We start from the raw sequence: 24,955 nt of genomic DNA on the forward strand, positions 1-24,955 counted from the left end.
AAAATAAAAAATGAATAAGAAGTGAAAAAACCTTTACTGGCTTTATACCATTCTAGGTTTTTTGCGTTTATTCGTCCTCAAACACGTAAAAGAAGACAAAGAGCTCTTTGTATACAAGTCTCAAAGCACACTCAAACGAGTGTGCTTTTTCTTATAACAAAGAACACCCAAAAACCTGCACAACATTTACTGAAAACATTTGGACTTCTTTGACGCATGCGAGTTGATTAGACTTATAACCAAAGGGAAGAGGGGAGGGATTCCAACTGCACTTAACCAAAAGGGGCACGACTTTATTATCGATGCTGCTTCACACGACCACTTATTTATCAATTGAAGATTTACAGAATCGACTGAATGTCTCTACTCGAACGGTCTACGCTGAAATCAAACGAATGAATAGCTGGCTGGAAACCCATCAGCTTAGTGGCGTCCAGCGAAAAGATCAACGAGGCTACTATTTACATCCACACGAGAGAGAAGTCATTATCGAAAAAGCTGACACTGTTCTTGTCGGTCATGACTATGAACCATGTGTAAAAGAAAGACGTGCCATCTTGCTCCTATCCATTGCATGCAGTGAGAAGCATCTAAAAATTGATGATTTTATAGAGATGACGAAGGTAAGCCGCAATACACTGCTTGAAGATATGAAACAACTAAAAGAAGCACTTTCAAAACAGCAACTTACACTTCATTATCAGGCGGCCAGTGGCTATTTAATTTCAGGAGAAGAAAGAATAATTCGGTTGGCGCTGAAACCTTATATTCATTTCATTCGCAACATGATAAAAAATGAAAAAACGTTTCCATCGGTTTGGTTAAAGGGTCCTATCTCATATAAGAGAATACATGATCTCCTTCAACAATCCGAACAAGATCTGAAGCTTGAGTTTGCAGATGACATGCTGGATCAGCTGTCTATGGATCTCTTTTTCTACTTTAAACGGATGAAGCTAGGACGTGCTGTACACATTTCAACAGAAGAAAAACGGACATTGCAGAAAACAGATGAATGCTTGGCTGCTATTCGTTTCATGGTGCAAATTCAAAAAGAAACCAGTCTTTTGGTTCATGATGAGGAAATCTATTTTCTTAGTACGCTATGGCTCAGTGCCAAAAAACAAAAACTTCCAACAAGTCAAAAACCAGAAGAACATCTCATACGAACCATTGCGAGACAAATGATCATTGACTTTCAGCGTTATGCGTGTATTTCCTTCCAGGAAGTAGAAGTCTTGGAACAAAACTTAACCATGCATTTAATTCCGGCCTATTATAGGCTCATCTATCACATTGAGATCATCAATGAATTAACAGATTCCATGAAACATGCACAGCCAGAGGTGTTTGACATCACGCAAAAGGTTGCTTGCCATTTAGAGAAGGCGGCCTGTTCAAAGATGAGCGATCATGAAATTGCCTATGTGGCGATGCATTTTGGCGGCTGGATGAGAAGAGAAGGGATTTCGTCGATTGCGAAACGTTCTGTTTACATTGTCTGCGGAGAAGGAATTGGCACCAGTCACATGCTGAAAACGCAGCTTCTTGAATTAATCGGCTACATCGACATACGCGGACTGTTATCAAAACGTTCATATGAAGAATTAACATCCATTGATGCCGACTTTGTTGTGTCAACGACACCTATTTCGTTTAAAGGAAAACCTGTTCATCTCGTTCACCCGATTCTCACTGCCTATGAGAAAAAAACATTGCTTCAATATGGAGAAGGCTCAGAACCTAAGCTTGATGAGCACCATGTGAATGCTTTATTCAATATCATTCAGCAGCATACCATCGTTCAAAATGAAAAAGCATTGCTTCATGACCTGAAGGAGCTGCTTCATCCGACATATGTATCACACCAGAAAGGGTGGAAACCAGTGTTAAACGATTTATTAACAGAAGAAACCATTCAGCTCCAGCAAACAGCAGACACATGGCAGGAGGCCATTACAAAAGCAGCGCAGCCTTTGCTTGATCAACAAGCGATTCAGGAAAGTTATGTGAAAGCGATGATCCAGTCTGTTCATCAAAATGGCCCTTATATTGTGATTGCGCCACAAGTGGCGATTCCGCATGCCAGACCAGAAGATGGCGTGAACAAATTAAGCATGTCACTTATGTCATGTCATCAGCCCGTTTCCTTTTCAAAGGATGGAAAAAAGCAAGTTCGGCTCATCATTGTATTAGCTGCCATTGACAGTATGACCCACCTGAAAGCACTCAAACAGCTGACGATGCTGTTAAGTGAAGAAAAACGGGTGAGACAATTGATTGAAGCAGAGGAATTAGCAGCCATTCAACAATTAATCAATCGATTTTCACAAGTATAAAGGAGGAAAAAGAGAATGAAAAAAATTCTAGTTGTATGCGGAAACGGTTTAGGAAGCAGCTTTATTGTTGAAATGAATGTCAAAAAAGCATTAGAAGAATTAGGACTTTTAGCGGAAGTGGATCACACCGATCTCAGTACAAGCAAAAATGAACAAGCAGACCTCTATATCGGCGCAACAGACATTATCGATCAGCTGGATGACGGCACAAGAAAGGTCGCTGGATTAAATAACTTGTTAGACCAGGAAGCCATTAAAGACGTCCTTCGTAAACACATATAATCGACAGAAAAAGGGGGATTCACATCATGATAGAACTGATCATGAACGATATATTGGGCACACCCGCAATTCTCATCGGTTTGTTTGCACTGGCTGGTTTACTTTTGCAGAAAAAGTCAGCTGCCGATACTGTATCAGGCACCTTAAAGACAACAATGGGTTTTTTAATATTAGGAGCGGGCGCCACAGTCGTATCTGATTCACTTGGGGTTTTCAGGAAGATGTTTGAAGCAGCCTTTCACATTCAAGGGGTTGTCCCAAATACAGATGCCATGGCGGCCATTGCCCAAAAGGAATTCGGTACACAGACAGCGCTCATTATGATTTTTGGTATGGTGGTTAATTTGCTTTTGGCAAAATTCACACCCTTTAAATACGTCTTTTTAACTGGTCATCATACGCTATATATGGCGGCTATGCTTGCAGTCGTTCTGTCAACAGCCGGCATGCAGGGAACGCTGCTGATCACCATTGGTTCAATCGTATTAGGTGCAGCGATGGTCATTGCTCCCGCAATCCTTCAGCCGTTTACAAGGAAAGTCACTGGAAGTGATGATCTGGCGCTCGGTCATTTCAGTACGTTCGGCTATTTTACAGCGGGAATGATCGGCAAATGGGTCGGGCGCCCAGAGAAATCAACGGAAACCATTCAAGTGCCTAAATCACTCGGTTTTCTAAGAGATACATCGGTGGCCATCTCCATTACGATGGCTTTGCTTTTCTTTGCGATTGCACCGTTTGCGGGAATTTCATTCATAGAAAACATTAGTGGTGGTACGAACTTTGCTGTCTTCATTCTCATTCAGGCCATTACCTTTGCTGCTGGGGTGTACATTATTTTAGCAGGTGTACGGATGGCCATCGGGGAAATTGTGCCTGCTTTCAAAGGGATTGCCGATCGTTTCGTTAAAGGGGCAAAGCCGGCACTTGATGCGCCAACTGTTTTCCCATTTGCTCCAAATGCAGTGATCATCGGTTTTTTATGCAGTTTTGCAGGAGGCATCGTGTCTATTTTCCTTCTTCCTTTGTTTGGTTTAACTGTCATTGTTCCTGGACTTGTGCCGCACTTTTTCTGCGGTGCGACAGCGGGCGTATATGGCAATGCAACGGGGGGAGTGAGAGGTGCAGTCGCCGGTTCCTTTGTGAATGGAATACTCCTTTCATTTTTGCCAGCTTGTTTACTTCCTGTGTTAGGCACTCTTGGCTTTGAAGGGACAACATTTGGAGATACAGACTTCGGTATCATCGGAATCTTGATTGGATTGATCAAATTTTTATTTCATCTTTAAAAAGGAGGCATTTCAGGATGACAGCTATTTTCTCACCTTCATTGATGTGCATGGATTTAACACACTTCCGTGAACAAATTCAGCTTCTGAACACAAGGGCAGACCGTTATCATGTCGACGTCATGGATGGTCATTATGTAAAAAATATGACCTTATCACCCTTTTTCATTGAACAACTTCGGAAACTGACAGACGTTCCGATTGATGTTCATCTAATGGCCGAACAGCCTCAGGAATTTTTAATTGATGCATGTATTGATGCAGGCGCAACGATGATTTGTTTACATCCAGAAGTGGTGCAAAAAGACGTTTTTCGAATCATTCGGCATATCCAAGAAAGAAAGTGTGAGGTCGGCTTTGTTCTCAATCCCGCCACACCAGTTGCAGCATTAGATGCTTTTATTCATTTAATAGACCGGGTGACGATCATGACAATTGACCCAGGGTTTGCGGGTCAGCCTTTTATCAAAGAAATGCTTCCGAAAATGAAAGAGGTGAAAGAAATCAAAGAGAAGCGGGGATACTCATTTTCAATTGAGGTAGACGGCTCTTGTAATGAAAGCACGTTCCGGTTGCTTGCTGAGGCAGGAAATGAAATTTACATCATCGGCACCTCAGGTTTATTTGGACTTCACGAAGAATTAGATAAAGCATGGGAAATAATGAAGCAATTGTTCGCAAAAGAAACAGCCACAATGAAATCACTTTAGTAAAAAAGAGGATGAAACCCATCCTCTTTTTTACGCAATTTTACTAAATGAGCTATCCCCTTATCAAAACATACTCAAAAACTTCAAAAAAGCACAAATTTATAATTGAAAGCGCTTTATTTATGTGTTATTCTTCAAATATCTTTAGTAAACATTTAGTCAAAAATGATGAGGAGTTTGCCTATGACTACACTCAAAGATATTGCTCATGATGCAAAAGTATCCGTCTCTACTGTATCCCGTGTGTTAAATGGCGACCAAACGCTTGCCGTTTCACACGCAACAAGACAAAACATCCTCGACATAGCCAAGAAATTAAACTATACCCCAGTCAGAGCAAGAAAAGCCGATCAAGCAGAAGTAAAAAGCCCACCCGCATCCCCAGTCATCGGTGTCGTTGTCGCCCAATCCATTGACGAAGAATTAAATGATCCTTTTTTTTCATCGATTCGAAAAGGAATTGAAAAAGAATATGCCAAACAAGGTCTGTCCACTCTCCATACCTTTCGCCTAAGAAACATGGATAAAGGGGCGATACTAAAGGATATTGACGGTTTGATCGTCATTGGACGAATCAGCCCTGATACGGTTGAAAAGATGACAAACCGAATGGAACATATCGTTTTCATCAATCATTATGCGGATGAAGATTTGTATGATTGTGTACATGTGGATTTTGTCAGAGCGGCAGATCGTGCCATTCGTCATCTGCAATCTCTCGGCTATACACATCTAGGATATATTGGCGGGAAAGAGAGGGAGCATTATTTTGAAGGAAATGCTGTGATTGAGGATGAAAGACAAACAACGTTTATCAAAAGAATGCAAGAAGCGGGAACTCTTCATATGAATGACATCCACATAGGCGAATATTCGATGCAAGAAGGCTACTCACTTATGCAAAAAGCCATTCAGAAAGGAAATCTTCCAGAAGCCTTTTTTATCGGAAGTGATTCTATGGCAATAGGCGCTATGCGTGCGCTACATGAAGCCGGTCTTCGTGTACCTCAAGATGTCTCAATCGTGGGGTTTAATGATATCGAAGCCGCTTCCTTTTCAAGCCCGCCGCTCACAACGGTTAAAGTATATACAGAACAAATGGGGGAAGTAGGTCTAAAGCTTTTGCTTGAGCGGATAGAGGGAAGAAAGCTTCCCCTAAAAGTCGTCGTGCCAACAAAGCTCATGCAAAGAGGCAGCACATGCCCAATTCATGAAAGGGGGTGAACGAGCATTTCAGCAAACAAAAAAGAGACAAAAAAGCAGGAAGGGAGCTGCTGAGCATGATGGCCAGATCATGCTGAAAACAACGCAGTTCACCCAATTGCTCTCTTATCTCTTTGAAAAGAATAGAATTCCAGTATAATGGACTTCTTTTGTTTCCGCAACTGCATGAATTCTACCAATAATCGTCTGAATTTTCAGTAATCAAAAGGAGGAAACGATGAGTAAAAAAATTCTGATGCTGTGTGTAGCTCTAGTTTTGTCGATGATCTTGTCTGCTTGCGGCAATAACGGTGCGTCTGAAGCAAACGGGAAAGTGACCTTGACTCTATTCTCCACAATGAGTAACAGCGGGGAGAGAAAGGCATTTGAAGAAGTGATCCGTGATTTTGAAAAAGAACATCAAAACATCCGAATTGATGCCAACTTCCCTGGCAACAGCTATGAAGATATGATACGCGTCAAAATGGGGGCAAACGATATGCCAGACCTATTTGATACACACGGCTGGGCCAAGCTGCGATATAGCGAATACGTGGCTGATCTAAAGGAGATGGACTGGGTAAAACAACTCGATCCTTCACTCGATCAAATTTTAAAAGACAAAGATGGCAAAGTCTATGCTTATCCGCTGAATCAAGCAAAAGACGGACTTAGTTTTAATGCCAATCTACTAAAAGAATATGGCATAAAAGTTCCTAAAACACTGAATGAACTGAAAAGTGCTTTACAAACTGTCAAAGAAAAAAGTAAAGGAGACGTTGTGCCGCTCTGGATCCCAGGAGGCGATAATTCAAATATTGCCCAAGTCTTTGATGAGCTGGCAACGCCTTTACTCATTACCGATCAAAAACATCAATACGGAAAAGACCTTGAAAATGGATCATTTGATTGGTCTCACTATACACCGCTTGCACAGTTTATGAAGGAGCTGAAAGATCAAGACCTTTTAAACAAAGATGTACTCACTGCGAAACTATCCCAAGCACCTGAGCTGATGGCACAAAACAAAATCGCTTTCACCTTTGTGGGAGGATCTTTAGGACCTGAGGCGACTGAACTCAATCAATCGATCAAAGTAGGCACCATGCCCGTACCAGCTATTCATGAAGGAGATGAGCAAAGCTGGATTGGCGGGGAACGCTTTACTGTCGCGGCATGGAAAGACTCAAAGCATCTAAAAGAAGCAAAACAATTCATTGACTTTTTAGCAAAGCCTGAAAACGCAAAGAAAATCGCAGAGGGCACTTCCTCTGAAACGGCTTTAAAAGAAGTCAAAGCCAAAAACTATTACTCTACATTTTACGAGCAATATGAAGATATTAAGATTGAACCCTATTTTGATCGAAAATACTTACCGAGCGGCATGTGGGCTGTCATGGCAACGACCGGTCAAGAATTATTAGCAGGCTCCATCACACCAGAACAACTATCGAAGAAAATGGAAGAGGAATATAAGCGTCTGAAAAAACAATAGCAGGCTCATGCTGAAACAGGAGTGAAGCGAATGAGTGACATCACAAAAGAAAAACAGGCGGCGACATTTACCTCTTTTCCAAAACAGAAGATGAAAAATAGCCAAAATTCTTCACTTTGGTGGATGTATCTGCCTGCTGTTCTCGTTGTCAGTGCTTTTATCATTTATCCCTTTTTTAACGGGATTCAGCTCTCTTTTACAAATTGGAACGGTTTCTCACAACAGTATGAGTGGATCGGACTGGATCAATACAAACGATTGCTGCAAGATCCAACTACATGGCTTGTTGTGAAAAATACCCTTCTTTACGGCATCGGGAGCACCATCTTACAAAATATGATTGGTCTTGGATATGCACTCTTATTAAATCAAAGTTTAAAAATGAGAGCCATCACAAGAACCGTGATCTATCTACCCGTCATGATCAGCCCGATTGCTATGGGCTATATTTGGTATTTTGTCTTTGCGTACCAAGGTGGTGCTTTAAACGACGTTGTTACCTTTTTTGGATTTGATCCAATGAACGCACTTGGTAATCCGCAGCTAAACACTTGGATCATTGTGTTTGTGAATACGTATCAATTCGTCGGGATTGCCATGATCATTTATTTAGCAGGACTCCAAAGCATACCTAAAGATTATTATGAAGCAGCACAACTCGACGGAGCTTCAGGTCTTCAGCAATTTTGGCGCATCACATTACCGCTTTTAATGCCATCTATCACCATCAATGTTGTGCTCAATGTGATCGGTGGACTTAAATTATTTGATGTCATTGTCGCGCTCACTGGCGGAGGACCCGGAGATTCCTCGCAATCGATGTCGACTTTTATGTACGATTTGTATTTCAAACGGCAGGATGCAGGCTATGCAGCGACGCAAGGTGTCTTCATGGCTGTCATCATCCTTGTCGTAAGTGTCGCAGCGCTCATTTATTTCAAACGAAAGGAGACCGAGGTGTGATGGATAACGCCTATAAACGAAAGAAAAGATGGTACTCCTTACTCGCCCTTTCGATTACATTGCTTCACCTGATTCCATTTTATATTTTAGTCACGACCTCTCTAAAGGGGATAGGAGATTTTAGCTCAAAATGGTTGTTCCCATCAACGCTTCATTTTGAAAACTTTCTGATGGCATGGACAGATGCTCAGCTTGGCCAGTCCTTTTTGAATACAGTGATCATTACGTTCAGCTCGGCTGCCCTACTCATCATCTTTGGATCACTTGCCGCCTATCCACTCGCAAGAAGAGGAACAAAGCTGAATCAAGCGGTGTATCTCTTATTCATTGCCATTATGGTCATACCGCCGCTCACAGCCCTTGTCCCTTTATACAAAATGGTTGTACAAATTGGCATGATGAATACTTATCAAATCGCTATTTTAAACAATGTTGCTGCTTTTTTGCCACTGACGATTTTTCTATATGCCGGTTTTATCCGGTCGACGATACCAAAGGAGCTTGAAGAAGCCGCTCGTATTGATGGCGCGGGAACACTCAGAGTCTTTTTCACCGTCGTTTTTCCGCTGCTGAAGCCGATTACCGCTTCTGTTTTAATCATTGCCTGTGTGTATATTTGGAACGACTATCAATTTGCCATCTTCTTCTTGCAAGATAAAGAGATGCATACACTTACAGTCGCCTTATCCAATTTCTTTGGTCAAAATCAACACCAGCTCCAGCTCGTTGGCGCCGCTGCTCTTATTGCGATGCTGCCAATGGTCACGATGTTTTTACTTTTGCAAAAATACTTTATCGCAGGGCTGTCTCAAGGCTCTGTTAAAGGGTAATCCAACCTTGATGTAAAAAGGAGTGTCGTCTATGTCTAAAATTACATTTATCGGTGCAGGAAGTACCGTGTTTGCTAAAAATATATTAGGAGATTGTCTGTTCGTTCCCGCACTTGCCGGCTTTGAATTTGCGTTATATGATATCGACCACAACCGGCTGAAAGAATCAGAAACGATGCTGCGTCACTTAAAAGAGAACTACGGTGCACATGTGACCATTCAGTCGTATCACAACCGGAAAGAAGCCTTAAAGAATGCGAAATATGTCATCAATGCCATCCAGGTGGGAGGCTATCAGCCAAGCACTGTTATTGATTTTGAGATTCCAAAAAAATATGGATTAAGACAAACGATTGCAGATACGGTTGGCATCGGCGGCATTTTCCGTTCACTTCGAACCATTCCCGTGATGCTGGACTTCGCAAAGGATATGGAAGAGGTATGTCCACACGCCTTATTATTAAATTACACGAATCCAATGGCCACACTGACTGGCGCTATGCTGCGTTATACTCGGGTTCAAACGGTTGGTCTTTGCCATAGCGTACAGGTGTGTACGAAAGATTTATTTCAATCACTTGAAATGGACCATGAAGGCATTGAAGAAAAAATTGCCGGCATTAACCACATGGCATGGTTGTTAGAAGTGAAACGGGACGGTCAAGACTTGTATCCAGAAATCAAAGCAAGAGCAAAAGAAAAACAAAAAACACGGCATCCAGATATGGTTCGTTTTGAACTAATGGATAAATTCGGCTACTATGTCACCGAATCCTCAGAGCACAATGCAGAATATCATCCGTATTTTATCAAATCTCGTTATCCAGAACTGATTGGACAGTTTAACATTCCGCTCGATGAATACCCAAGACGCTGCGAGGAACAAATCAACAATTGGAATACGATGAAACATGACCTTGTGGGAAACACACAAATCACGCATACGCGCTCTAAAGAATATGGTTCACGTATCATTGAAGCGATTGAAACGAACGTTCCCTTTAAATTTGGTGGAAATGTACTGAACACAGGAGGACTCATTCACAACCTTCCTGAAAAAGCCTGTGTGGAAGTGCCATGTGTTGCAGACCGGAGCGGTATCATGCCATGTTATATCGGAGAGATACCTGAACAATTGGCTGGACTCAACCGGACCAATATCAGCTCACAGCTCATGACGATTGAAGCTGCAATCAGCGGCAAAAAAGAACACATTTACCAAGCGGCATTATTAGACCCGCATACAAGTGCTGAATTATCAATTGATGACACCATCAAACTATGTAATGAATTAATTGAAGCACACGGGGAGATGCTCCCGGCTTATACAGAGCCAAGTCAATACGCAATTTCTTCTAAATAACTAACATAAACAGTCTTAACCTGATGCACCTGGCATCAGGTTTTTTTAGATCAACAAACTGATCATTGACTGGAAGCGTTTTTAATATTATGATTTTTTAAAGTTAACCAACAGTTAACCAAAAATATATCATCAATTGATTAACATGATCATGACACACAGACAAAACGACCTAAAAGGGGGGACAGATCTTCGGAACCAAAAGAGCTAGAAGGTATAGACTTCACATGTATTATCAGAACGTAAAGCAAAACTGTGGTTTCATTTGACAAAGAGTGTATACAGATGAAGACCCCTTAGATGAGACAATGACGATAAATCAACACACGATTGCATCACAATCCAAACAAAGAGGAGAGAGGGAACATGACCAAAACAGATGTACAAACGTTGAAAAATTATATTGATGGACAATGGGTGGACGCCGAAACGAACCAAACGGAAGCTGTTTATAATCCAGCTACTGGCGAAGTCATCGCAGAAGTACCGCTTTCTACAAAAACGGATGTAGAACATGCAGTCCAGGCAGCACAAGAAGCGTTCACCACTTGGTCTAAAACAGCTGTTCCCCGGCGCGCACGTATTTTATTTAAATACCAACAGTTACTCGTAGAGAAATGGGATGAGTTAGCTGAACTCGTCACGCTGGAAAACGGAAAAAGTGTAACAGAAGCAAAAGGAGAGGTGCAACGAGGAATTGAATGTGTGGAATTTGCCGCTGGTGCACCAACCTTAATGATGGGGAAACAACTACCTGATATTGCGACTGGTCTAGAGTCTGGCATGTACCGCTACCCAATTGGCGTCATCGGCGGCATTACTCCGTTTAACTTTCCGATGATGGTCCCATGCTGGATGTTCCCGCTTGCCATCGCTTGCGGAAATACATTTGTTTTAAAACCTTCAGAACGGACGCCAATCCTTGCTGCACGGTTAGCAGAACTATTTGAAGAAGCAGGACTTCCAAAAGGTGTGCTCAACATTGTCAACGGCGCTCACGATGTAGTAAACGGTCTACTTGAACATGAAAAGGTAAAAGCCATTTCGTTTGTCGGCTCTCAGCCAGTCGCAGAATACGTCTATAAAAAAGGGACATCACATGGTAAACGTGTACAAGCACTTGCCGGTGCAAAAAATCACTCTATCGTCTTGAAAGATGCTGATTTAGAATCAGCCACAAAACAAATCATTGGCGCTGCTTTTGGATCAGCAGGTGAACGCTGCATGGCAGCAGCCGTTGTCGCAGTGGAAGAAGACGTGGCAGACGACTTGATTCAACAATTGGTCGATGAATCCAACCAGCTTGTCATCGGAAACGGAATAAATAAAGATGTCTTTCTCGGACCAGTCATTCGGAAGGAGCATAAAGAACGAACTCTTCAATATATCCAATCAGGAATTGAAGAAGGCGCAAGCCTGATTCGTGATGGCAGACAAGATAACGAAACAAATGGAGAAGGGTATTTTGTCGGACCAACGATCTTTGATCATGTCACAAATCAAATGAAAATCTGGCAGGACGAGATTTTTGCCCCAGTCTTATCCATTGTCCGTGTCTCATCACTCGCAGAAGCAATCGACCTGTCCAATCAATCAAAATTCGCAAACGGTGCCTGCCTATACACAGACAGCGCTTCAAGCATAAGAGAATTTCGTGAAAACATCGAAGCCGGCATGTTAGGCATTAACATTGGTGTTCCTGCTCCAATGGCTTTCTTCCCATTTTCCGGCTGGAAAGATTCCTTCTACGGAGACTTGCACGCCAATGGAACAGACGGAGTAGAGTTTTACACGAGAAAGAAAATGGTGACCGCTCGGTATATGTAGCGTACATTTATTGAACATTGAGAAAGAATGCAGCTCCAAAATGGAGACTGCATTTTTTTGTTGTCTTCTAGTTAAAAAGTAAGGGTTTTCATCGCACTCTTTACAGGGTTTCACAGGGAGAAATCATTCTTTGTATTCATTCTTCATCACGAAACATCAACATAATTTGAAATTGGGCCTAAACCCCAATATCAGGAAGATGAAAACAGGAGGAAATGACACGATGAGGACGAGGATGAAGTGCAGCGTTTGTTTATTGATTTTCACTTTGGTACTGAGTTGTTTGCCGGTATATGAAGCGAATGCGGCAAGCACTCCTATTGCCAAGCAAGTAGGAAATGCAAACCCGCTCATTGATCATCACTTAGGAGCAGACCCGTTTGCGCTTACCTATAACGGAAGAGTGTACCTTTATATGTCGAGTGATGACTATGAATATCAAAGCAACGGAACGATTAAGGACAATTCATTTGCAAATCTGAATAGAGTATTCGTCATCTCTTCGGCGGATATGGTCAACTGGACCGATCACGGAGCGATTCCAGTAGCGGGGGCAAATGGGGCAAATGGCGGCAGAGGCATTGCCAAATGGGCAGGCGCATCATGGGCCCCATCAGCAGCGGTAAAGAAGGTCAACGGAAAGGATAAATTTTTCCTTTATTTCGCTAACAGCGGCGGAGGGATTGGAGTCCTTACAGCAGACAGCCCGATCGGCCCATGGACTGATCCGATTGGGAAACCACTCGTTACGCCAAGTACACCTGGCATGTCCGGAGTTGTATGGCTTTTTGATCCGGCCGTATTTGTAGATGATGACGGTACTGGTTATCTATATGCCGGCGGAGGTGTTCCAGGCGGTTCCAATCCAACGCAGGGACAATGGGCAAATCCTAAAACAGCAAGAGTCCTGAAGCTAGGTGCTGATATGACAAGTGTGGCCAGTAGCGCATCCACCATTGATGCTCCTTTTATGTTTGAAGACTCAGGGATGCATAAGTATAACGGAACCTATTACTATTCCTATTGCATCAATTTTGGCGGCTCACATCCTGCCGATAAACCACCTGGTGAAATCGGCTATATGACGAGCTCAAGTCCGATGGGACCCTTCACGTATAAAGGACACTTTCTGAAAAATCCGGGTGCTTTTTTTGGTGGCGGCGGTAACAACCATCATGCGGTGTTCAATTTTAAAAATGAGTGGTATGTGGTGTATCATACGCAAACCGTTAGCTCTGCCTTATACGGAAGTGGCAAAGGCTATCGCTCTCCACATATTAACAAGCTTGTGCATAATGCAGATGGCTCCCTTCGAGAAGTAGCAGCCAATTATGAAGGGGTGAAACAGCTATCTAATCTGAATCCATATCAACGTGTTGAAGCTGAAACATTCGCTTGGAATGGACGCATTTTGACAGAAGCCTCGTCAGCACCAGGAGGACCAGTGAATAACCAGCATGTCACCAATATTCAAAATGGCGATTGGGTGGCTTTAGGGAATGTAGACTTTGGTTCAAATGGCGCTAGAACATTTAAAGCCAATGTCGCATCGACAGTAGGCGGGAAAATAGAAGTACGCCTTGGCGGCGCAAACGGCAGACTGGTCGGTACACTGAATGTCCCTTCCACCGGTGGAACACAAAACTGGCGGGAAATAGAAACAGCGATTAACGGCGCATCCGGTGTGCACAACGTATTTTTTGTCTTTACTGGAACAGGCGGGGGAAATCTATTCCAATTTGATTCTTGGCAGTTTACTCAAAGGTAACGAATAAAGTTGCCAAAAGGTTGATAGAGGAGTGGAGTATGTGATGTCATGTATAAAAAAACCAATGCTTGCTTTATTGGTGTGTTTCACCATGCTGTCTGTCATGTTCATTGGACCCGGAGCAGCTGAGGTATCAGCAGCCAGTGACGCAAACATTAACCTCAACGCAGAAAGACAAGTGATTCGTGGTTTTGGCGGAATGAACCACCCAGCTTGGATTGGTGATTTGACAGCGCCACAAAGGGAAACCGCCTTTGGCAATGGACAAAATCAGTTAGGGTTTTCCATTCTTAGAATATATGTAGACGAAAACAGAAACAATTGGAGCAGAGAAGTCGCGACGGCCAAACGAGCGATCGAGCATGGCGCTTTAGTCATCGCTTCCCCTTGGAATCCTCCAAGCAGTATGGTTGAAACATTTAACCGGAATGGATCACCTGCCAAGCGGCTTAAATACAATCAATACGCAGCATATGCTCAGCATCTGAATGATTTTGTCACTTACATGAAGAACAACGGAGTCAATCTTTATGCGATTTCTGTTCAAAACGAGCCCGATTATGCACACGAATGGACATGGTGGACGCCTCAGGAAATCCTGCGTTTCATGAGAGAAAATGCCGGCTCCATTAATGCACGTGTGATTGCACCAGAATCCTTTCAATACCTTAAGAATATCTCAGATCCTATCTTAAACGATCCGCAGGCGCTTAGAAATATGGACATTCTCGGCGCTCATCTATACGGGACCCAAATCAGTCAGCTTCCGTATCCTCTTTTCAAACAAAAAGGAGGGGGAAAAGAGCTATGGATGACAGAGGTCTACTACCCGAATAGTGATAACAATTCAGCGGACCGCTGGCCTGAGGCATTAGGGGTATCAGAGCATATTCACCATTCAATGGTGGAAGGGGACTTTCAGGCGTATGTGTGGTGGTACATTAGGAGATCATACGGTCCTATGAAGGAAGATGGAATGATTAGCAAACGTGGATACAACATGGCGCATTTCTCCAAATTTGTGCGTCCAGGGTACGTCAGAATTGATGCAACGAAAAGCCCTGAATCGAATGTTTTCGTCTCAGCCTATAAAGGAAACAATCAGGTCGTCATTGTGGCGATTAATAAAAACAATGCAGGGGTCAATCAACACTTCGTCGTGCAAAATGGCTCTGTTTCTCAGGCGTCTAGATGGGTGACGAGCGGCAGCAGCAACCTTCAGCCTGGTACAGATATCACGATTTCGGGCAATCAATTTTGGGCTCATCTTCCGGCTCAAAGTGTGACAACATTTGTGGTCAAACGCTAGAGATAGAGAAACACGAAAAGCCAATTTTCTCATTCAAAAAGAAAATTGGCTTTTTTCTGTGTAAATAGAAAGTTGATTTTTCACGACGTCAACACTTTGGGTATAATAATAACAATGACTTCAGGAGAGTGATTATCATGCCAAAGGTTCAAAGCAAAGTATTAATTATAGATGACGAAAAAGAAATATTGGAATTAATCGATACCGTATTAACAAGAGAAGGCATTGATCAGGTGTTAACAGCTTCAACTGCCCGTGATGGGCTCTCGCTATTTCATCAAGAACAACCCGATCTCGTCATACTGGATATTATGCTGCCAGACGGAGAAGGCTACGATATTTGCAAACAAATCAGAGATGTCTCGCATGTTCCGATTATCTTTTTATCAGCAAAAGGAGAGGAATCAGACAAAATTGTAGGACTTGCCATTGGCGGCGATGATTACATTACAAAACCGTTCAGTCCAAAAGAAGTCGCCTACCGGGTAAAAGCCCAGCTAAGACGGTCATCATACGTACAGCCTTCTCAAGCGGAGCCCGTGATCAAAAAAGGCCCATTTGAGTTAAACGAGCAGCAAGCCGAACTGACGAAAAACGGAGCGGCGATTGAGCTCACTCCGAAAGAACTTATGTTAATGACTTATTTCTTGCAGCATCCGAATCGCGTGATCAGTAAAGAAACGCTTTATCAAACGGTTTGGGGAGAGGATTTCTTCGGTTCTGATAATACGGTAATGGTTCATATACGAAGACTTCGGGAAAAAATAGAAAATTCCCCATCTACACCAGAATTTCTCGTGACGGTCAAAGGGCTTGGCTATAAATTTGTTGTAAAGGATGCGTAAAGATGAAATGGCGATTAACAGGCAGATACATGGTCTCTGTCATTATCGTGACCATTATCACGGTCTTTATTAACTTATTTGGATTCATGATATGGCTTGTACTACAAGCAAGCAGTCAGCAAAACGAAGAAAATACGCCGGAAACCTTTACAAGAACATTTGAACAATACATCACCTTGTCTGATCAAGATATCACTGTGAGTAAAGAAGGACAGCAAGCTTTAAAACAACAAAATGCGTGGATTCAAATATTAGACGAAAATGGACAAGACGTCTATCATGCACTAGCACCTAAAGGCTTAAAGAGCAAATACACACCTATAGAAATTGTAAACTTACATAAATATAAAGATAAGCAATTGATGTCGACGATCTATGCTGGAGGGAAAAATGGAAAGGGTAAGGAATACAGCTACTTCATCGGATTTAAGGACCCTTCCATCGGAAAATATTTATTTTCTTTTGATACGAAAGAATTAATATCGCAATTCAATATCGGGACGATGATTTTATTATCGATTGATGCCATCATTGCCTTATTCATTGGATACTTATTCAGCCGGCAACTCATCAAACCGCTCGGCCGTGCCATTTATGGCATCCAGAGGCTCGCAAACGGAGATTATACGACGAAGCTGCCAACGAAGGGGATATATAAAGATGTGTTCTATAATGTCAATCACTTATCAGAGCAGCTCGCTTCAAGCCAAAAAGAAAAAGACAAATTAGAGCAAATGCGAGAAGAGTGGATCAGTCATATTTCTCATGATATTAAAACACCATTATCCTCTATTCAAGGCTATGCAGAAATCATAAAAGATCCAAATTATCCTCTTTCAAATCAAGACATTAGACATTATGCCAGCATCATAGAGAATAAATCATTGTACATCAAAGATGTGATGGAGGATCTCAATTTAACAACAAGGCTGAAAAATAACGACGTGATGTTGCATAAAGAACTGGTGAACATTGTGCCATTGCTGCGTGAAACGTTAATTGATATCCTCAACGATTCGAGATATGCAGATCAGACCATTGAGCTGCAAACGAATGTAGACAAGCTTATGCTAAATATTGATACGATCCTCATACGAAGAGCGGTCACCAATCTCATTTTAAATGCCCTTGTTCACAATGATGCTGATGTGAAAATCATTGTACAGCTTGAACAAAAAGAACATACCCACATCACCATTCAAGACAACGGCAAAGGAATTGAAGAGGCAGAGCTAGAAAAAGTGTTTGACCGCTACTATAGAGGGACGAATACTGGAGGGACACATGCAGGCTCAGGCCTTGGAATGGCGATTGCAAAAGATATCATCCAAAAACACGGGGGAGATATTACAATACAAAGTATGATAGGAGAAGGAACAACGATTGATATCCAATTACCCGCTTAAACGGACATACAAAAAAACGGTTCTGCTCAATCACAGAACCGTTTTTTCTAACTCTTATTCTGAAAACACTTTTATGCCTTTCACAATGTTCCAAATGAAGAAGTAGATCGCCACAAGGAATGTCACAGCATACGTTGCAATTAAGAACGGACCAGCATGACTGATATCGTTCATGCCAAGTATACCTGAACCGGCAATACCAAGACCGAAAATCAAATAAGGAATAATATGTGTCCATAGTGATTTTTTCGCATGGTATTTCACTTCGTCTTTTCCTAAGAAATAAACGATAATCGGAAATAGAAACGGTGCAAAAAAGATACTGAAGTAACATAATGAAGACAAAATTTTATTTTCTCTCAAAGCTTTTCACCTCTATGATTGATTTAGAAGAGGGGACCATTTGACTCATCCCTCAATTCCTTACAAACCCATTGTACAACCTCAACCTTAACTTGTATTAATCCGAACCTTACAGCAACCTTAAATATGTTAAACTTTAAAAAGACAAGGAAAGATAAAATGATTCTGGGTATTTCAATCTATTTTTTCAGAAAAAAATAGTTGACTTTGGTCATTCCTCTATTTAAAATAAAGTCGTAACCGATGCAGGAGTGTTACTGATATGATCAGGCACCACCAAGTCAGGTAAACAGATTGTACATTTGTACGTTGTTTGCTGAGATTTTGGTGTTTTTTTATGCTTTTTTTAGCATTTTAGGTAAGGTGGGATGAGGATGTTCACCGTCGTTAAAGTTTTAAATAATAATATCGTATTAGCTCTAACAGAGGCTCAAAATGAAGTCGTTGTGTTTGGAACAGGAATAGGTTTTAAAAAGAAGAAAGGTGATACACTTGATGAGAGCGCTGTCAGTAAGACATTTTATTCTGATCAGACGTCTCCATTAGAATCTCAACTTGCCGCTATCCCAACTGATATCCTTTTATTAACTGAAAAAATCATTCGCGTAGGCGAAGAGATGTTGAATAAGAAGTTAGGTTCCAGCGCGCTCTTTTCGCTATCCGATCATCTCACCTTCGCTATTCAAAGGCACGAAGAAAAAATGGCGTATGAAAACCCCATTGTGTGGGAAATTCCACATCTCTATTTTCAAGAATATCAAGTCGGGAAAAAAGCACTGACAATTATTCAAAAGATGATGGGCATTTCTTTTGAAGATACTGAAGCTTCACTCATTGCCCTGCATTTTGTAAACGCTCAAATAGATGGTCAGTCTATGGGAGACACCATTAAGATGACTCACCTGACGAAAGAAATCGTCAAAATCATTCAAAATATTTTCGAGATGATATTGGATAAATCATCCATTAATTATTCGAGGTTTATTACCCACTTGAGATATTTTATTGTCAGGCAGGAAACCAACCAACCACCGCAGCAGATGGATGACTCGTTAAAAGAATTAATACAGGATCGTTATATGAAGAGTTATGCCTGCGGATTGATCATCAAAGAAATGTTAAAACGAGAATTCAATTGGAATGTGACAGAAGACGAACTTGTTTTTTTAGTCATCCATATTGAGAGAATCACAAAGGAACACCAAAAAAATAAATGATTTCTTTTAGGCGTGTTATGAAAAAGCATTAACCTAAACAAATCTCCATGAGAAAGAATGATCTTTTCTATGGTGGATTTTGTTTAGGTTTTTTTTGTGAAAATGAAGGGGTGAAAGCATGGAAAACAAAGAATTGGCTGGAAAAATTGTGAAATTAATCGGTGGAACCGAAAATATATCTCAAAGTTGGCATTGTATCACACGGCTAAGATTTAATCTCAACGATGAAAGTCAGGTAAAAGTAGATGAGCTGAAAACATTAGATGGTGTTTTAGGTGCTCAATTCCAAAGTGGACAGTTCCAAGTCATTATTGGAGCAAAGGTAGCAGAGGTTTATGAGGAAATCGATCATCTGGCCGGTCATAGTAGCAATGATTCTGCTCCTGTTAAAAACACGTCAAAGATGAACCCAATTGAAGTCGTATTCGATGTGATCAGCGGGATTTTCACACCTATTTTGCCAGCGATTGTTGGTAGTGGATTGATCAAAGGGATCATGGCACTGTTCGTTAGCTTAGGCTGGCTGACGGAGACAAGCTCTACCTATCAAGTACTTCAAATTTTTTCAAATGCTGTCTTTTACTTTTTACCTTTCCTCATTGCTTATTCGGCAGCGAAGAAATTTAAAACGCGAGAATCTCTCGCACTCGCATTAGCAGGGATTTTACTTTATCCAACGATGATCGAAGGTGCAGCAAAAGGAGCAGACCCGTTAAGTTTTTTAGGGTTAAGTATTCCACTAAATAATTACACATCTTCTGTATTACCAATTATTTTAGGTGTGCTATTACTAAGTTTTGTCGATAAGTGGATAACAAAAGCGATCCCAAAATCCTTAAGTATCGTATTTACACCGGTACTGAGCCTGATGATCACGGCTCCTCTTACACTGGCTTTTATCGCTCCTATTGGGAACGTTTCTGGGCAATATTTAGAAATCTTTTTCACTTCTTTGTTCAATTTCGCTGGTCCGATTGCCGGTTTATTAATGGGAGGCCTTATGCCACTCATTGTGTTAACTGGAATGCATTACGCATTCTTCCCAAGCACGTTAGCCAGCTTTGAAAAAGTGGGTTACGATATCATGCTGCTTCCGATGAATTTCATTGCGAATATGGCACAAGCAGGCGCTGTGTTAGGTGTCATCATCCGCACCAAGCGGGTAGAAACAAGGTCTTTGGCGCTTTCAACATTGCTTCCTAGTTTCTTCGGGATCACAGAACCAGCCATTTATGGAGTCACACTTAGACTAAAAAAACCTTTTTATGCTTCATTAATTGGCGGCGCAGTCGGTGGATGTTTTTACGGTTTATTTTCAGTTAAAACGACAGCCTTTTCGATCCCAGGCATTACTTCACTGCCAACTTACATTATGAAAGGGACAAATAATTTTCAGCTGGCTCTGATTGGAATCGCCCTTAGCTTCATCGTGTCACTTCTCATCACCATTCTCCTTGGATTTCAGGAGTCTGTCACGGCCGCTAACGAGCAAGCAGCAGAAAAGCGAAATCACACTGAGAGTACAGAGAATCAACAAATGTCTAAGCAAACAAGTCCTTATGAAGTTCAAGCACCTATGAGTGGAAAGGTCATTCCTTTATCTGAAGTGAATGATTCCGTGTTCTCAAGTGAAATGATGGGGAAGGGAGTCGCAATTTTGCCTGATAAGGGGGTGGTACAAGCACCGTTCTCAGGAAAAGTAGTGACTGTTACACCTACTAAACATGCCATCGGACTCGTTTCAGATGATGGGATTGAATTATTGATCCACGTGGGGATTGATACCGTCAGCCTAAATGGCCAATTCTTTGATGTACTGGTAAAAGAGGGCGATGAGATGAAGACGGGGGATCATTTATTATCGTTTGATATAGAAGGCATTCAATCAAACCATTTAGATGTAGTGACACCTATTATCGTCACAAATTCAACGCAATACCTTGATGTGATTCATACAGGTGACGCTCATGTCACCGCAGGTCAAAATAAGCTCTTAATGCTTATTCACTAATATAAAGAGAAGGGATGATTGAAATGAAGAATGTAAAAAAAGGATTTTCAGATGATTTTTTATGGGGTGGCGCAACTGCTGCCAATCAAATAGAAGGCGCATACTTAGAAGGTGGCAAGGGCCTGTCGACGTCAGACTTTGCTGCATATAAAGATCCTTATGAAAAAGGAAAAGTGAACAACTTTACTTTCGATGTGAGTTCAGCTGAATTAACAAGATACAAGGAACAACCCGATGAATTTGATTTCCCGAAAAGACGCGGAATCGATTTTTACCATCGATATGAAGAGGATATTGCACTATTTGCAGAGATGGGCTTTAAAGTGTTTCGCTTGTCTATTTCATGGGCAAGAATCTTTCCAACTGGTTTAGAAGACAAGCCGAACGAAGAAGGATTGGCTTTTTACGATAACGTATTTGATGAGTGTGCGAAATATGGAATTGAACCGCTAGTCACGATGTCTCACTATGAAATGCCGATTACTTTAACAGAGAAATATAATGGCTGGATGAGTAGAGAGCTTGTCCCGTTGTTTGAAAAATATGCCCGCGCCATTTTAGAAAGATATAAAAATAAAGTGAAGTATTGGATTACATTCAATGAAATGAATATGAACCTCAATAGCCTTTACACCGGTGCTGGAATTTTAGAGGACCTAGTAGACCATAAATTACAGGCTGCGTATCAAGCATCACATCACCAATTTATCGCCAGCGCTCTCACAGTGAAGGCTGCAAAAGAAATCATTCCACATGCACAAATTGGCTGTATGATTAACCAAATTGAAGCCTATGCAAAAACAACGAAACCAGAGGACCAGCTGCAAGCGGTAAAATCAAACCAATTGAATATGTTCTATCCGGATGTTCAAGCTAGAGGTGAATATCCAACATACATGGTGAAATATTTTGCTGACAACGACATCAAACTTGATATCGAAGAGCAGGATGAGCAAATTTTGAAAGAGGGCATCGTTGATTTTGTGGCGATCAGCTACTATATGTCCCACGTAGCAGAAGCGCGAGAAGATGCAGCAGAGCTAGCGGGTACATTTGATAGTCCAATTAAAAATGAGCATTTGGAGTTATCACAATGGGATTGGCCAATTGATCCAATGGGGCTGCGCATTTCATTAATTAAACTGTATGACAGATACCAAAAACCTTTATTTGTTTGTGAAAACGGACTTGGCGCAAGAGATACATTGACACCAGACAGAGAAATTCACGACGATTATCGAATTGATTATTTAAAACAACATATTGAACAGATGAAAGAAGCAGTCAAAGAAGGTGTCGACTTAATGGGGTATACACCATGGGGTTGTATTGACTTAATTAGCTGCGGAACATCTCAAATGAGTAAACGCTATGGTTTGATCTATGTAGATCAAGACGACAGAGGGAATGGGACATTAAATCGTTACAAAAAAGATTCCTTCTACTGGTACAAAAAAGTGATTGAAACAAATGGGGAAGATTTATCATAATCCAGATGGAATGATGATGACACCATTGCATCCGCCTTATTTGGCCGGGTGCGATGGTGTTTTTTTGTTTACCCAAAAAGTAACCTCAATTATGTCATAGCAAGCACTAGAGATCTCTTTGCTACAATCATTTGATAACAAAAGTTGGCCGAAAAATGTTTCACCTTGACCTTGAAGTATAGTTCAACCTTTATAATGTACATATAGTAAAACAAAATAATAAAAAAGGAGTAACGATGGAGTTGATGACTAGAGGAGAACTTGCCAAAAAAACAGGAGTAAGTCCTGCCGCAATTCGTTACTATGAAGAGCACAACATATTACCTGCTCCAAGACGACGTTCAAACGGTTACAGATTCTATACAGACGACTATGTTGTGAAAATTCAATTGATCAAAGATGCGAAAACGCTCGGTTATTCATTAAAGGAAATAGCTGAAATTATGGACATGCTAAGTCAAGACATAGACCTTGATACCCTAAGACAAATTGTCCATCTTAAACATGAAGAAATTGAAAAGAAAATTAAAAGCCTTCGTCTCATTCAAGACCTTTTATCTAACTTATTAAAAACCCCTGAGAAAAAAGTACAAGTCTACCTGGAATCATTTCGTGTTCCGAAGCAGGATGATCAATAAACCTATTGAGTGAAGGAGAGAAAAAATGAGCGTAGAAATGTATCATGGTGAACGTTCTAAAGAAAGTATTCAATTTGAAACATTATTCGCTTCGCAAAGTAATAAAGAGAGTTTTTCTAGTATCGAACAGACAAAAAAATTCCTCGAGCAAAAAGGAATTGAAAATACGCAGCCTTATGCCATTGGTGATGATGTGAATTTAATCAGTGAGGTACAAGAGCAGACTTTCGAAGGCATGCAAGTTTTCACATTGAATGAACAAGCATCACAAAATCAAAAAGTCATTCTCTATCTACATGGTGGCGCGTGGACAAATCAGCCTTTGAATGTCCATTGGTGGTTCATGGATAAAATGGCGCAATCACTAGGTGCGAAAGTAGTCGCTCCTATTTACCCAAAAGTACCTCATTATAGCAACCAGGATACGTATCCGAAAATGCTTAACCTATATAAAGACCTTCTGAAAACTGCCGGAAGTGCCAATCAATTGACGATCATGGGAGATTCAGCTGGCGGAAACATCTCACTTGGTCTTGCGCACCTTTTAAAGAAGGAAGATCTGCCGCAGCCAAAGGATATCGTGTTACTATCTGCGTGTGTTGATATGAGTATGAGCAACCCTCTCATTTTTGAATATGCAAAAAAGGACCCGATTCTAGGTCATGAAGGAATGGAAGTCATCACTAAATTGTGGGCAGCTGATCAAAGTCTCACAGATCCATTGATCAGTCCCATATACGGCGACTTCAAAGGACTAGCGAAGATCACTCATTTTATCGGAACACATGATATGTTATATCCAGATGCCATCAAGCTTGATGAAAAATTAACAGCACAAGGAATGGACATCAAAACCTTTGTTTATCCTGAAATGCTGCATGTGTTTGTTGTCATGCCAATTCCAGAAGCGGCAGATGCTCTGAAGAAAATCATTCAAGTGATCAATCGATAGGGATTCAGTTCACACCTAGAAAGGGTAAATGTTCTGATGTAAATAAGGGAAAAGGTTGCTTACTTGAAAGCAGCCTTTTTCAATTGAATATGAAATACATTCAAAATGGCAATTCACTACAGATTAAACGGTCTTTTGGCTGGTTAGTAAAGGAGAGTGAAGTTCAGTTCATCACCTCATGTTTGTTATAATACATACGAGCAGTGAGGCGAAAGGGGAAACGCGATGAAAACGTTTGATCTATCACAAGAAGATATCGAATTAATAGACGAAGCAAAAAAGAAGATAATCAGTCTTTATGAAGATGACAAGCATCATGTAGGAGCAGCTATCCGGATGAAAACAGGAGAAATCATATCAGCTGTCCATATAGAAGCCTATATCGGACGGGTAACTGTTTGTGCAGAAGCCATTGCGATTGGCAGCGCTTTATCGAATGGATACAAAGATTTTGATACAATCGTTGCAGTGAGACACCCTTATTCAGATGAAAAAGATAGAAGAATTAGGGTAGTCAGCCCTTGTGGCATCTGCCGAGAGCTCATTTCAGACTTTGGACCAACGTGTTTTGTCATCCTTGATATGGATGGGGAGCTGGTCAAGGTGAAAATCGAAGAACTCATTCCGCTCAAATATACTAGAAGCTGATGTACGA

At 41.3% G+C, this 24,955-nt stretch carries 21 protein-coding genes; 20 read left to right on the forward strand and 1 reads right to left on the reverse strand.

The genetic code is table 11. The features are described from left to right. The first annotated feature begins 266 nt into the window (after positions 1 to 266). The 14 genes from ACSBQP_RS03670 to ACSBQP_RS03735 all read left to right on the forward strand — a co-directional run bounded on the left by ACSBQP_RS03670 (position 267) and on the right by ACSBQP_RS03735 (position 17,629). Entirely contained in the window at positions 267 to 2,339 is a 2,073-nt protein-coding gene (locus ACSBQP_RS03670; protein WP_268748546.1) for a BglG family transcription antiterminator, read from the forward strand. A gap of 15 nt (positions 2,340 to 2,354) precedes the next feature. After that, a complete protein-coding gene (locus ACSBQP_RS03675) occupies positions 2,355 to 2,621 on the forward strand; it encodes a PTS sugar transporter subunit IIB (RefSeq protein ID WP_017359544.1) in 267 nt (88 codons plus the stop codon). 26 nt (positions 2,622 to 2,647) lie between these two features. After that, on the forward strand, positions 2,648 to 3,910 hold the full coding sequence (locus tag ACSBQP_RS03680) for a PTS ascorbate transporter subunit IIC (RefSeq protein ID WP_017359545.1): 1,263 nt from the start codon (positions 2,648 to 2,650) through the stop codon (positions 3,908 to 3,910). Between the two features lie 17 nt (positions 3,911 to 3,927). Continuing rightward, positions 3,928 to 4,620 carry a D-allulose 6-phosphate 3-epimerase gene (alsE, locus tag ACSBQP_RS03685; RefSeq protein ID WP_052320583.1) on the forward strand — a complete coding sequence of 231 codons (693 nt, stop codon included), beginning with the start codon at positions 3,928 to 3,930 and terminating at the stop codon, positions 4,618 to 4,620. 183 nt (positions 4,621 to 4,803) lie between these two features. After that, complete coding sequence (locus tag ACSBQP_RS03690) at positions 4,804 to 5,844, forward strand: LacI family DNA-binding transcriptional regulator (RefSeq protein WP_041507192.1); 1,041 nt, start codon at positions 4,804 to 4,806, stop codon at positions 5,842 to 5,844. 217 nt (positions 5,845 to 6,061) lie between these two features. Further along, on the forward strand, positions 6,062 to 7,318 hold the full coding sequence (locus ACSBQP_RS03695; protein ID WP_025207433.1) for an ABC transporter substrate-binding protein: 1,257 nt from the start codon (positions 6,062 to 6,064) through the stop codon (positions 7,316 to 7,318). 30 nt (positions 7,319 to 7,348) lie between these two features. Then, entirely contained in the window at positions 7,349 to 8,281 is a 933-nt protein-coding gene (locus tag ACSBQP_RS03700) for a carbohydrate ABC transporter permease (RefSeq protein ID WP_025207432.1), read from the forward strand. Then, entirely contained in the window at positions 8,281 to 9,111 is an 831-nt protein-coding gene (locus ACSBQP_RS03705) for a carbohydrate ABC transporter permease (protein WP_025207431.1), read from the forward strand. Before ACSBQP_RS03700 ends, ACSBQP_RS03705 begins: the two co-directional genes overlap by 1 nt. 31 nt (positions 9,112 to 9,142) lie before the next feature. Continuing rightward, positions 9,143 to 10,474: an alpha-glucosidase/alpha-galactosidase gene (locus tag ACSBQP_RS03710; RefSeq protein WP_007499268.1), complete on the forward strand. Its 1,332-nt coding sequence runs from the start codon at positions 9,143 to 9,145 to the stop codon at positions 10,472 to 10,474. 366 nt (positions 10,475 to 10,840) lie between these two features. Then, a complete protein-coding gene (locus ACSBQP_RS03715) occupies positions 10,841 to 12,301 on the forward strand; it encodes a CoA-acylating methylmalonate-semialdehyde dehydrogenase (protein WP_017359552.1) in 1,461 nt (486 codons plus the stop codon). 223 nt (positions 12,302 to 12,524) lie between these two features. Further along, on the forward strand, positions 12,525 to 14,069 hold the full coding sequence (locus tag ACSBQP_RS03720; protein ID WP_435028197.1) for a glycoside hydrolase family 43 protein: 1,545 nt from the start codon (positions 12,525 to 12,527) through the stop codon (positions 14,067 to 14,069). 40 nt (positions 14,070 to 14,109) lie between these two features. Next, on the forward strand, positions 14,110 to 15,378 hold the full coding sequence (locus tag ACSBQP_RS03725) for a glycoside hydrolase family 30 beta sandwich domain-containing protein (RefSeq protein WP_080934040.1): 1,269 nt from the start codon (positions 14,110 to 14,112) through the stop codon (positions 15,376 to 15,378). A gap of 137 nt (positions 15,379 to 15,515) precedes the next feature. Continuing rightward, the gene (locus ACSBQP_RS03730; RefSeq protein ID WP_113747415.1) at positions 15,516 to 16,223 is read left to right on the forward strand and encodes a response regulator transcription factor; all 708 of its coding nucleotides are present in this window, start codon (positions 15,516 to 15,518) and stop codon (positions 16,221 to 16,223) included. 2 nt (positions 16,224 to 16,225) lie between these two features. Continuing rightward, the gene (locus tag ACSBQP_RS03735; protein WP_156061676.1) at positions 16,226 to 17,629 is read left to right on the forward strand and encodes a sensor histidine kinase; all 1,404 of its coding nucleotides are present in this window, start codon (positions 16,226 to 16,228) and stop codon (positions 17,627 to 17,629) included. Positions 17,630 to 17,683: 54 nt separating this feature from the next. On the opposite strand, the gene ACSBQP_RS03740 is transcribed toward ACSBQP_RS03735, so the two are convergent. Beyond that, the gene (locus ACSBQP_RS03740) at positions 17,684 to 17,992 is read right to left on the reverse strand and encodes a DUF4870 domain-containing protein (protein WP_098680451.1); all 309 of its coding nucleotides are present in this window, start codon (positions 17,990 to 17,992) and stop codon (positions 17,684 to 17,686) included. Positions 17,993 to 18,366: 374 nt separating this feature from the next. Here ACSBQP_RS03740 and ACSBQP_RS03745 point away from each other — a divergent pair, with 374 nt between their 5' ends. The 6 genes from ACSBQP_RS03745 to ACSBQP_RS03770 all read left to right on the forward strand — a co-directional run bounded on the left by ACSBQP_RS03745 (position 18,367) and on the right by ACSBQP_RS03770 (position 24,948). Beyond that, positions 18,367 to 19,209 carry a PRD domain-containing protein gene (locus ACSBQP_RS03745; protein WP_008343748.1) on the forward strand — a complete coding sequence of 281 codons (843 nt, stop codon included), beginning with the start codon at positions 18,367 to 18,369 and terminating at the stop codon, positions 19,207 to 19,209. Between the two features lie 118 nt (positions 19,210 to 19,327). Further along, complete coding sequence (locus ACSBQP_RS03750; RefSeq protein WP_138825835.1) at positions 19,328 to 21,220, forward strand: beta-glucoside-specific PTS transporter subunit IIABC; 1,893 nt, start codon at positions 19,328 to 19,330, stop codon at positions 21,218 to 21,220. 23 nt (positions 21,221 to 21,243) lie between these two features. Further along, positions 21,244 to 22,710, forward strand: coding sequence for a glycoside hydrolase family 1 protein (locus ACSBQP_RS03755; protein WP_164072383.1), 1,467 nt, complete (start codon positions 21,244 to 21,246; stop codon positions 22,708 to 22,710). 236 nt (positions 22,711 to 22,946) lie between these two features. Next, complete coding sequence (locus ACSBQP_RS03760) at positions 22,947 to 23,348, forward strand: MerR family transcriptional regulator (protein WP_017367349.1); 402 nt, start codon at positions 22,947 to 22,949, stop codon at positions 23,346 to 23,348. A 25-nt stretch (positions 23,349 to 23,373) separates the two neighbouring features. Further along, on the forward strand, positions 23,374 to 24,300 hold the full coding sequence (locus tag ACSBQP_RS03765) for an alpha/beta hydrolase fold domain-containing protein (protein ID WP_079920340.1): 927 nt from the start codon (positions 23,374 to 23,376) through the stop codon (positions 24,298 to 24,300). Positions 24,301 to 24,525: 225 nt separating this feature from the next. After that, positions 24,526 to 24,948 carry a cytidine deaminase gene (locus tag ACSBQP_RS03770; RefSeq protein ID WP_017367347.1) on the forward strand — a complete coding sequence of 141 codons (423 nt, stop codon included), beginning with the start codon at positions 24,526 to 24,528 and terminating at the stop codon, positions 24,946 to 24,948. Positions 24,949 to 24,955: the final 7 nt, after the last annotated feature.

The organism is Bacillus sp. G402, assembly GCF_051172515.1.
Lineage (GTDB): Bacteria > Bacillota > Bacilli > Bacillales > Bacillaceae > Bacillus > Bacillus altitudinis.

What these genes read in the sequence shown, in the direction of transcription:
- ACSBQP_RS03675 (WP_017359544.1), top strand. Translation starts at nt 2,355, where the DNA reads ATGAAAAAAATTCTAGTTGTATGCGGAAACGGTTTAGGAAGCAGCTTT.
- ACSBQP_RS03680 (WP_017359545.1), top strand. Translation starts at nt 2,648, where the DNA reads ATGATAGAACTGATCATGAACGATATATTGGGCACACCCGCAATTCTC.
- alsE (WP_052320583.1), top strand. Translation starts at nt 3,928, where the DNA reads ATGACAGCTATTTTCTCACCTTCATTGATGTGCATGGATTTAACACAC.
- ACSBQP_RS03690 (WP_041507192.1), top strand. Translation starts at nt 4,804, where the DNA reads ATGACTACACTCAAAGATATTGCTCATGATGCAAAAGTATCCGTCTCT.
- ACSBQP_RS03695 (WP_025207433.1), top strand. Translation starts at nt 6,062, where the DNA reads ATGAGTAAAAAAATTCTGATGCTGTGTGTAGCTCTAGTTTTGTCGATG.
- ACSBQP_RS03700 (WP_025207432.1), top strand. Translation starts at nt 7,349, where the DNA reads ATGAGTGACATCACAAAAGAAAAACAGGCGGCGACATTTACCTCTTTT.
- ACSBQP_RS03705 (WP_025207431.1), top strand. Translation starts at nt 8,281, where the DNA reads ATGGATAACGCCTATAAACGAAAGAAAAGATGGTACTCCTTACTCGCC.
- ACSBQP_RS03710 (WP_007499268.1), top strand. Translation starts at nt 9,143, where the DNA reads ATGTCTAAAATTACATTTATCGGTGCAGGAAGTACCGTGTTTGCTAAA.
- ACSBQP_RS03715 (WP_017359552.1), top strand. Translation starts at nt 10,841, where the DNA reads ATGACCAAAACAGATGTACAAACGTTGAAAAATTATATTGATGGACAA.
- ACSBQP_RS03720 (WP_435028197.1), top strand. Translation starts at nt 12,525, where the DNA reads ATGAGGACGAGGATGAAGTGCAGCGTTTGTTTATTGATTTTCACTTTG.
- ACSBQP_RS03730 (WP_113747415.1), top strand. Translation starts at nt 15,516, where the DNA reads ATGCCAAAGGTTCAAAGCAAAGTATTAATTATAGATGACGAAAAAGAA.
- ACSBQP_RS03735 (WP_156061676.1), top strand. Translation starts at nt 16,226, where the DNA reads ATGAAATGGCGATTAACAGGCAGATACATGGTCTCTGTCATTATCGTG.
- ACSBQP_RS03745 (WP_008343748.1), top strand. Translation starts at nt 18,367, where the DNA reads ATGTTCACCGTCGTTAAAGTTTTAAATAATAATATCGTATTAGCTCTA.
- ACSBQP_RS03750 (WP_138825835.1), top strand. Translation starts at nt 19,328, where the DNA reads ATGGAAAACAAAGAATTGGCTGGAAAAATTGTGAAATTAATCGGTGGA.
- ACSBQP_RS03755 (WP_164072383.1), top strand. Translation starts at nt 21,244, where the DNA reads ATGAAGAATGTAAAAAAAGGATTTTCAGATGATTTTTTATGGGGTGGC.
- ACSBQP_RS03760 (WP_017367349.1), top strand. Translation starts at nt 22,947, where the DNA reads ATGGAGTTGATGACTAGAGGAGAACTTGCCAAAAAAACAGGAGTAAGT.
- ACSBQP_RS03765 (WP_079920340.1), top strand. Translation starts at nt 23,374, where the DNA reads ATGAGCGTAGAAATGTATCATGGTGAACGTTCTAAAGAAAGTATTCAA.
- ACSBQP_RS03770 (WP_017367347.1), top strand. Translation starts at nt 24,526, where the DNA reads ATGAAAACGTTTGATCTATCACAAGAAGATATCGAATTAATAGACGAA.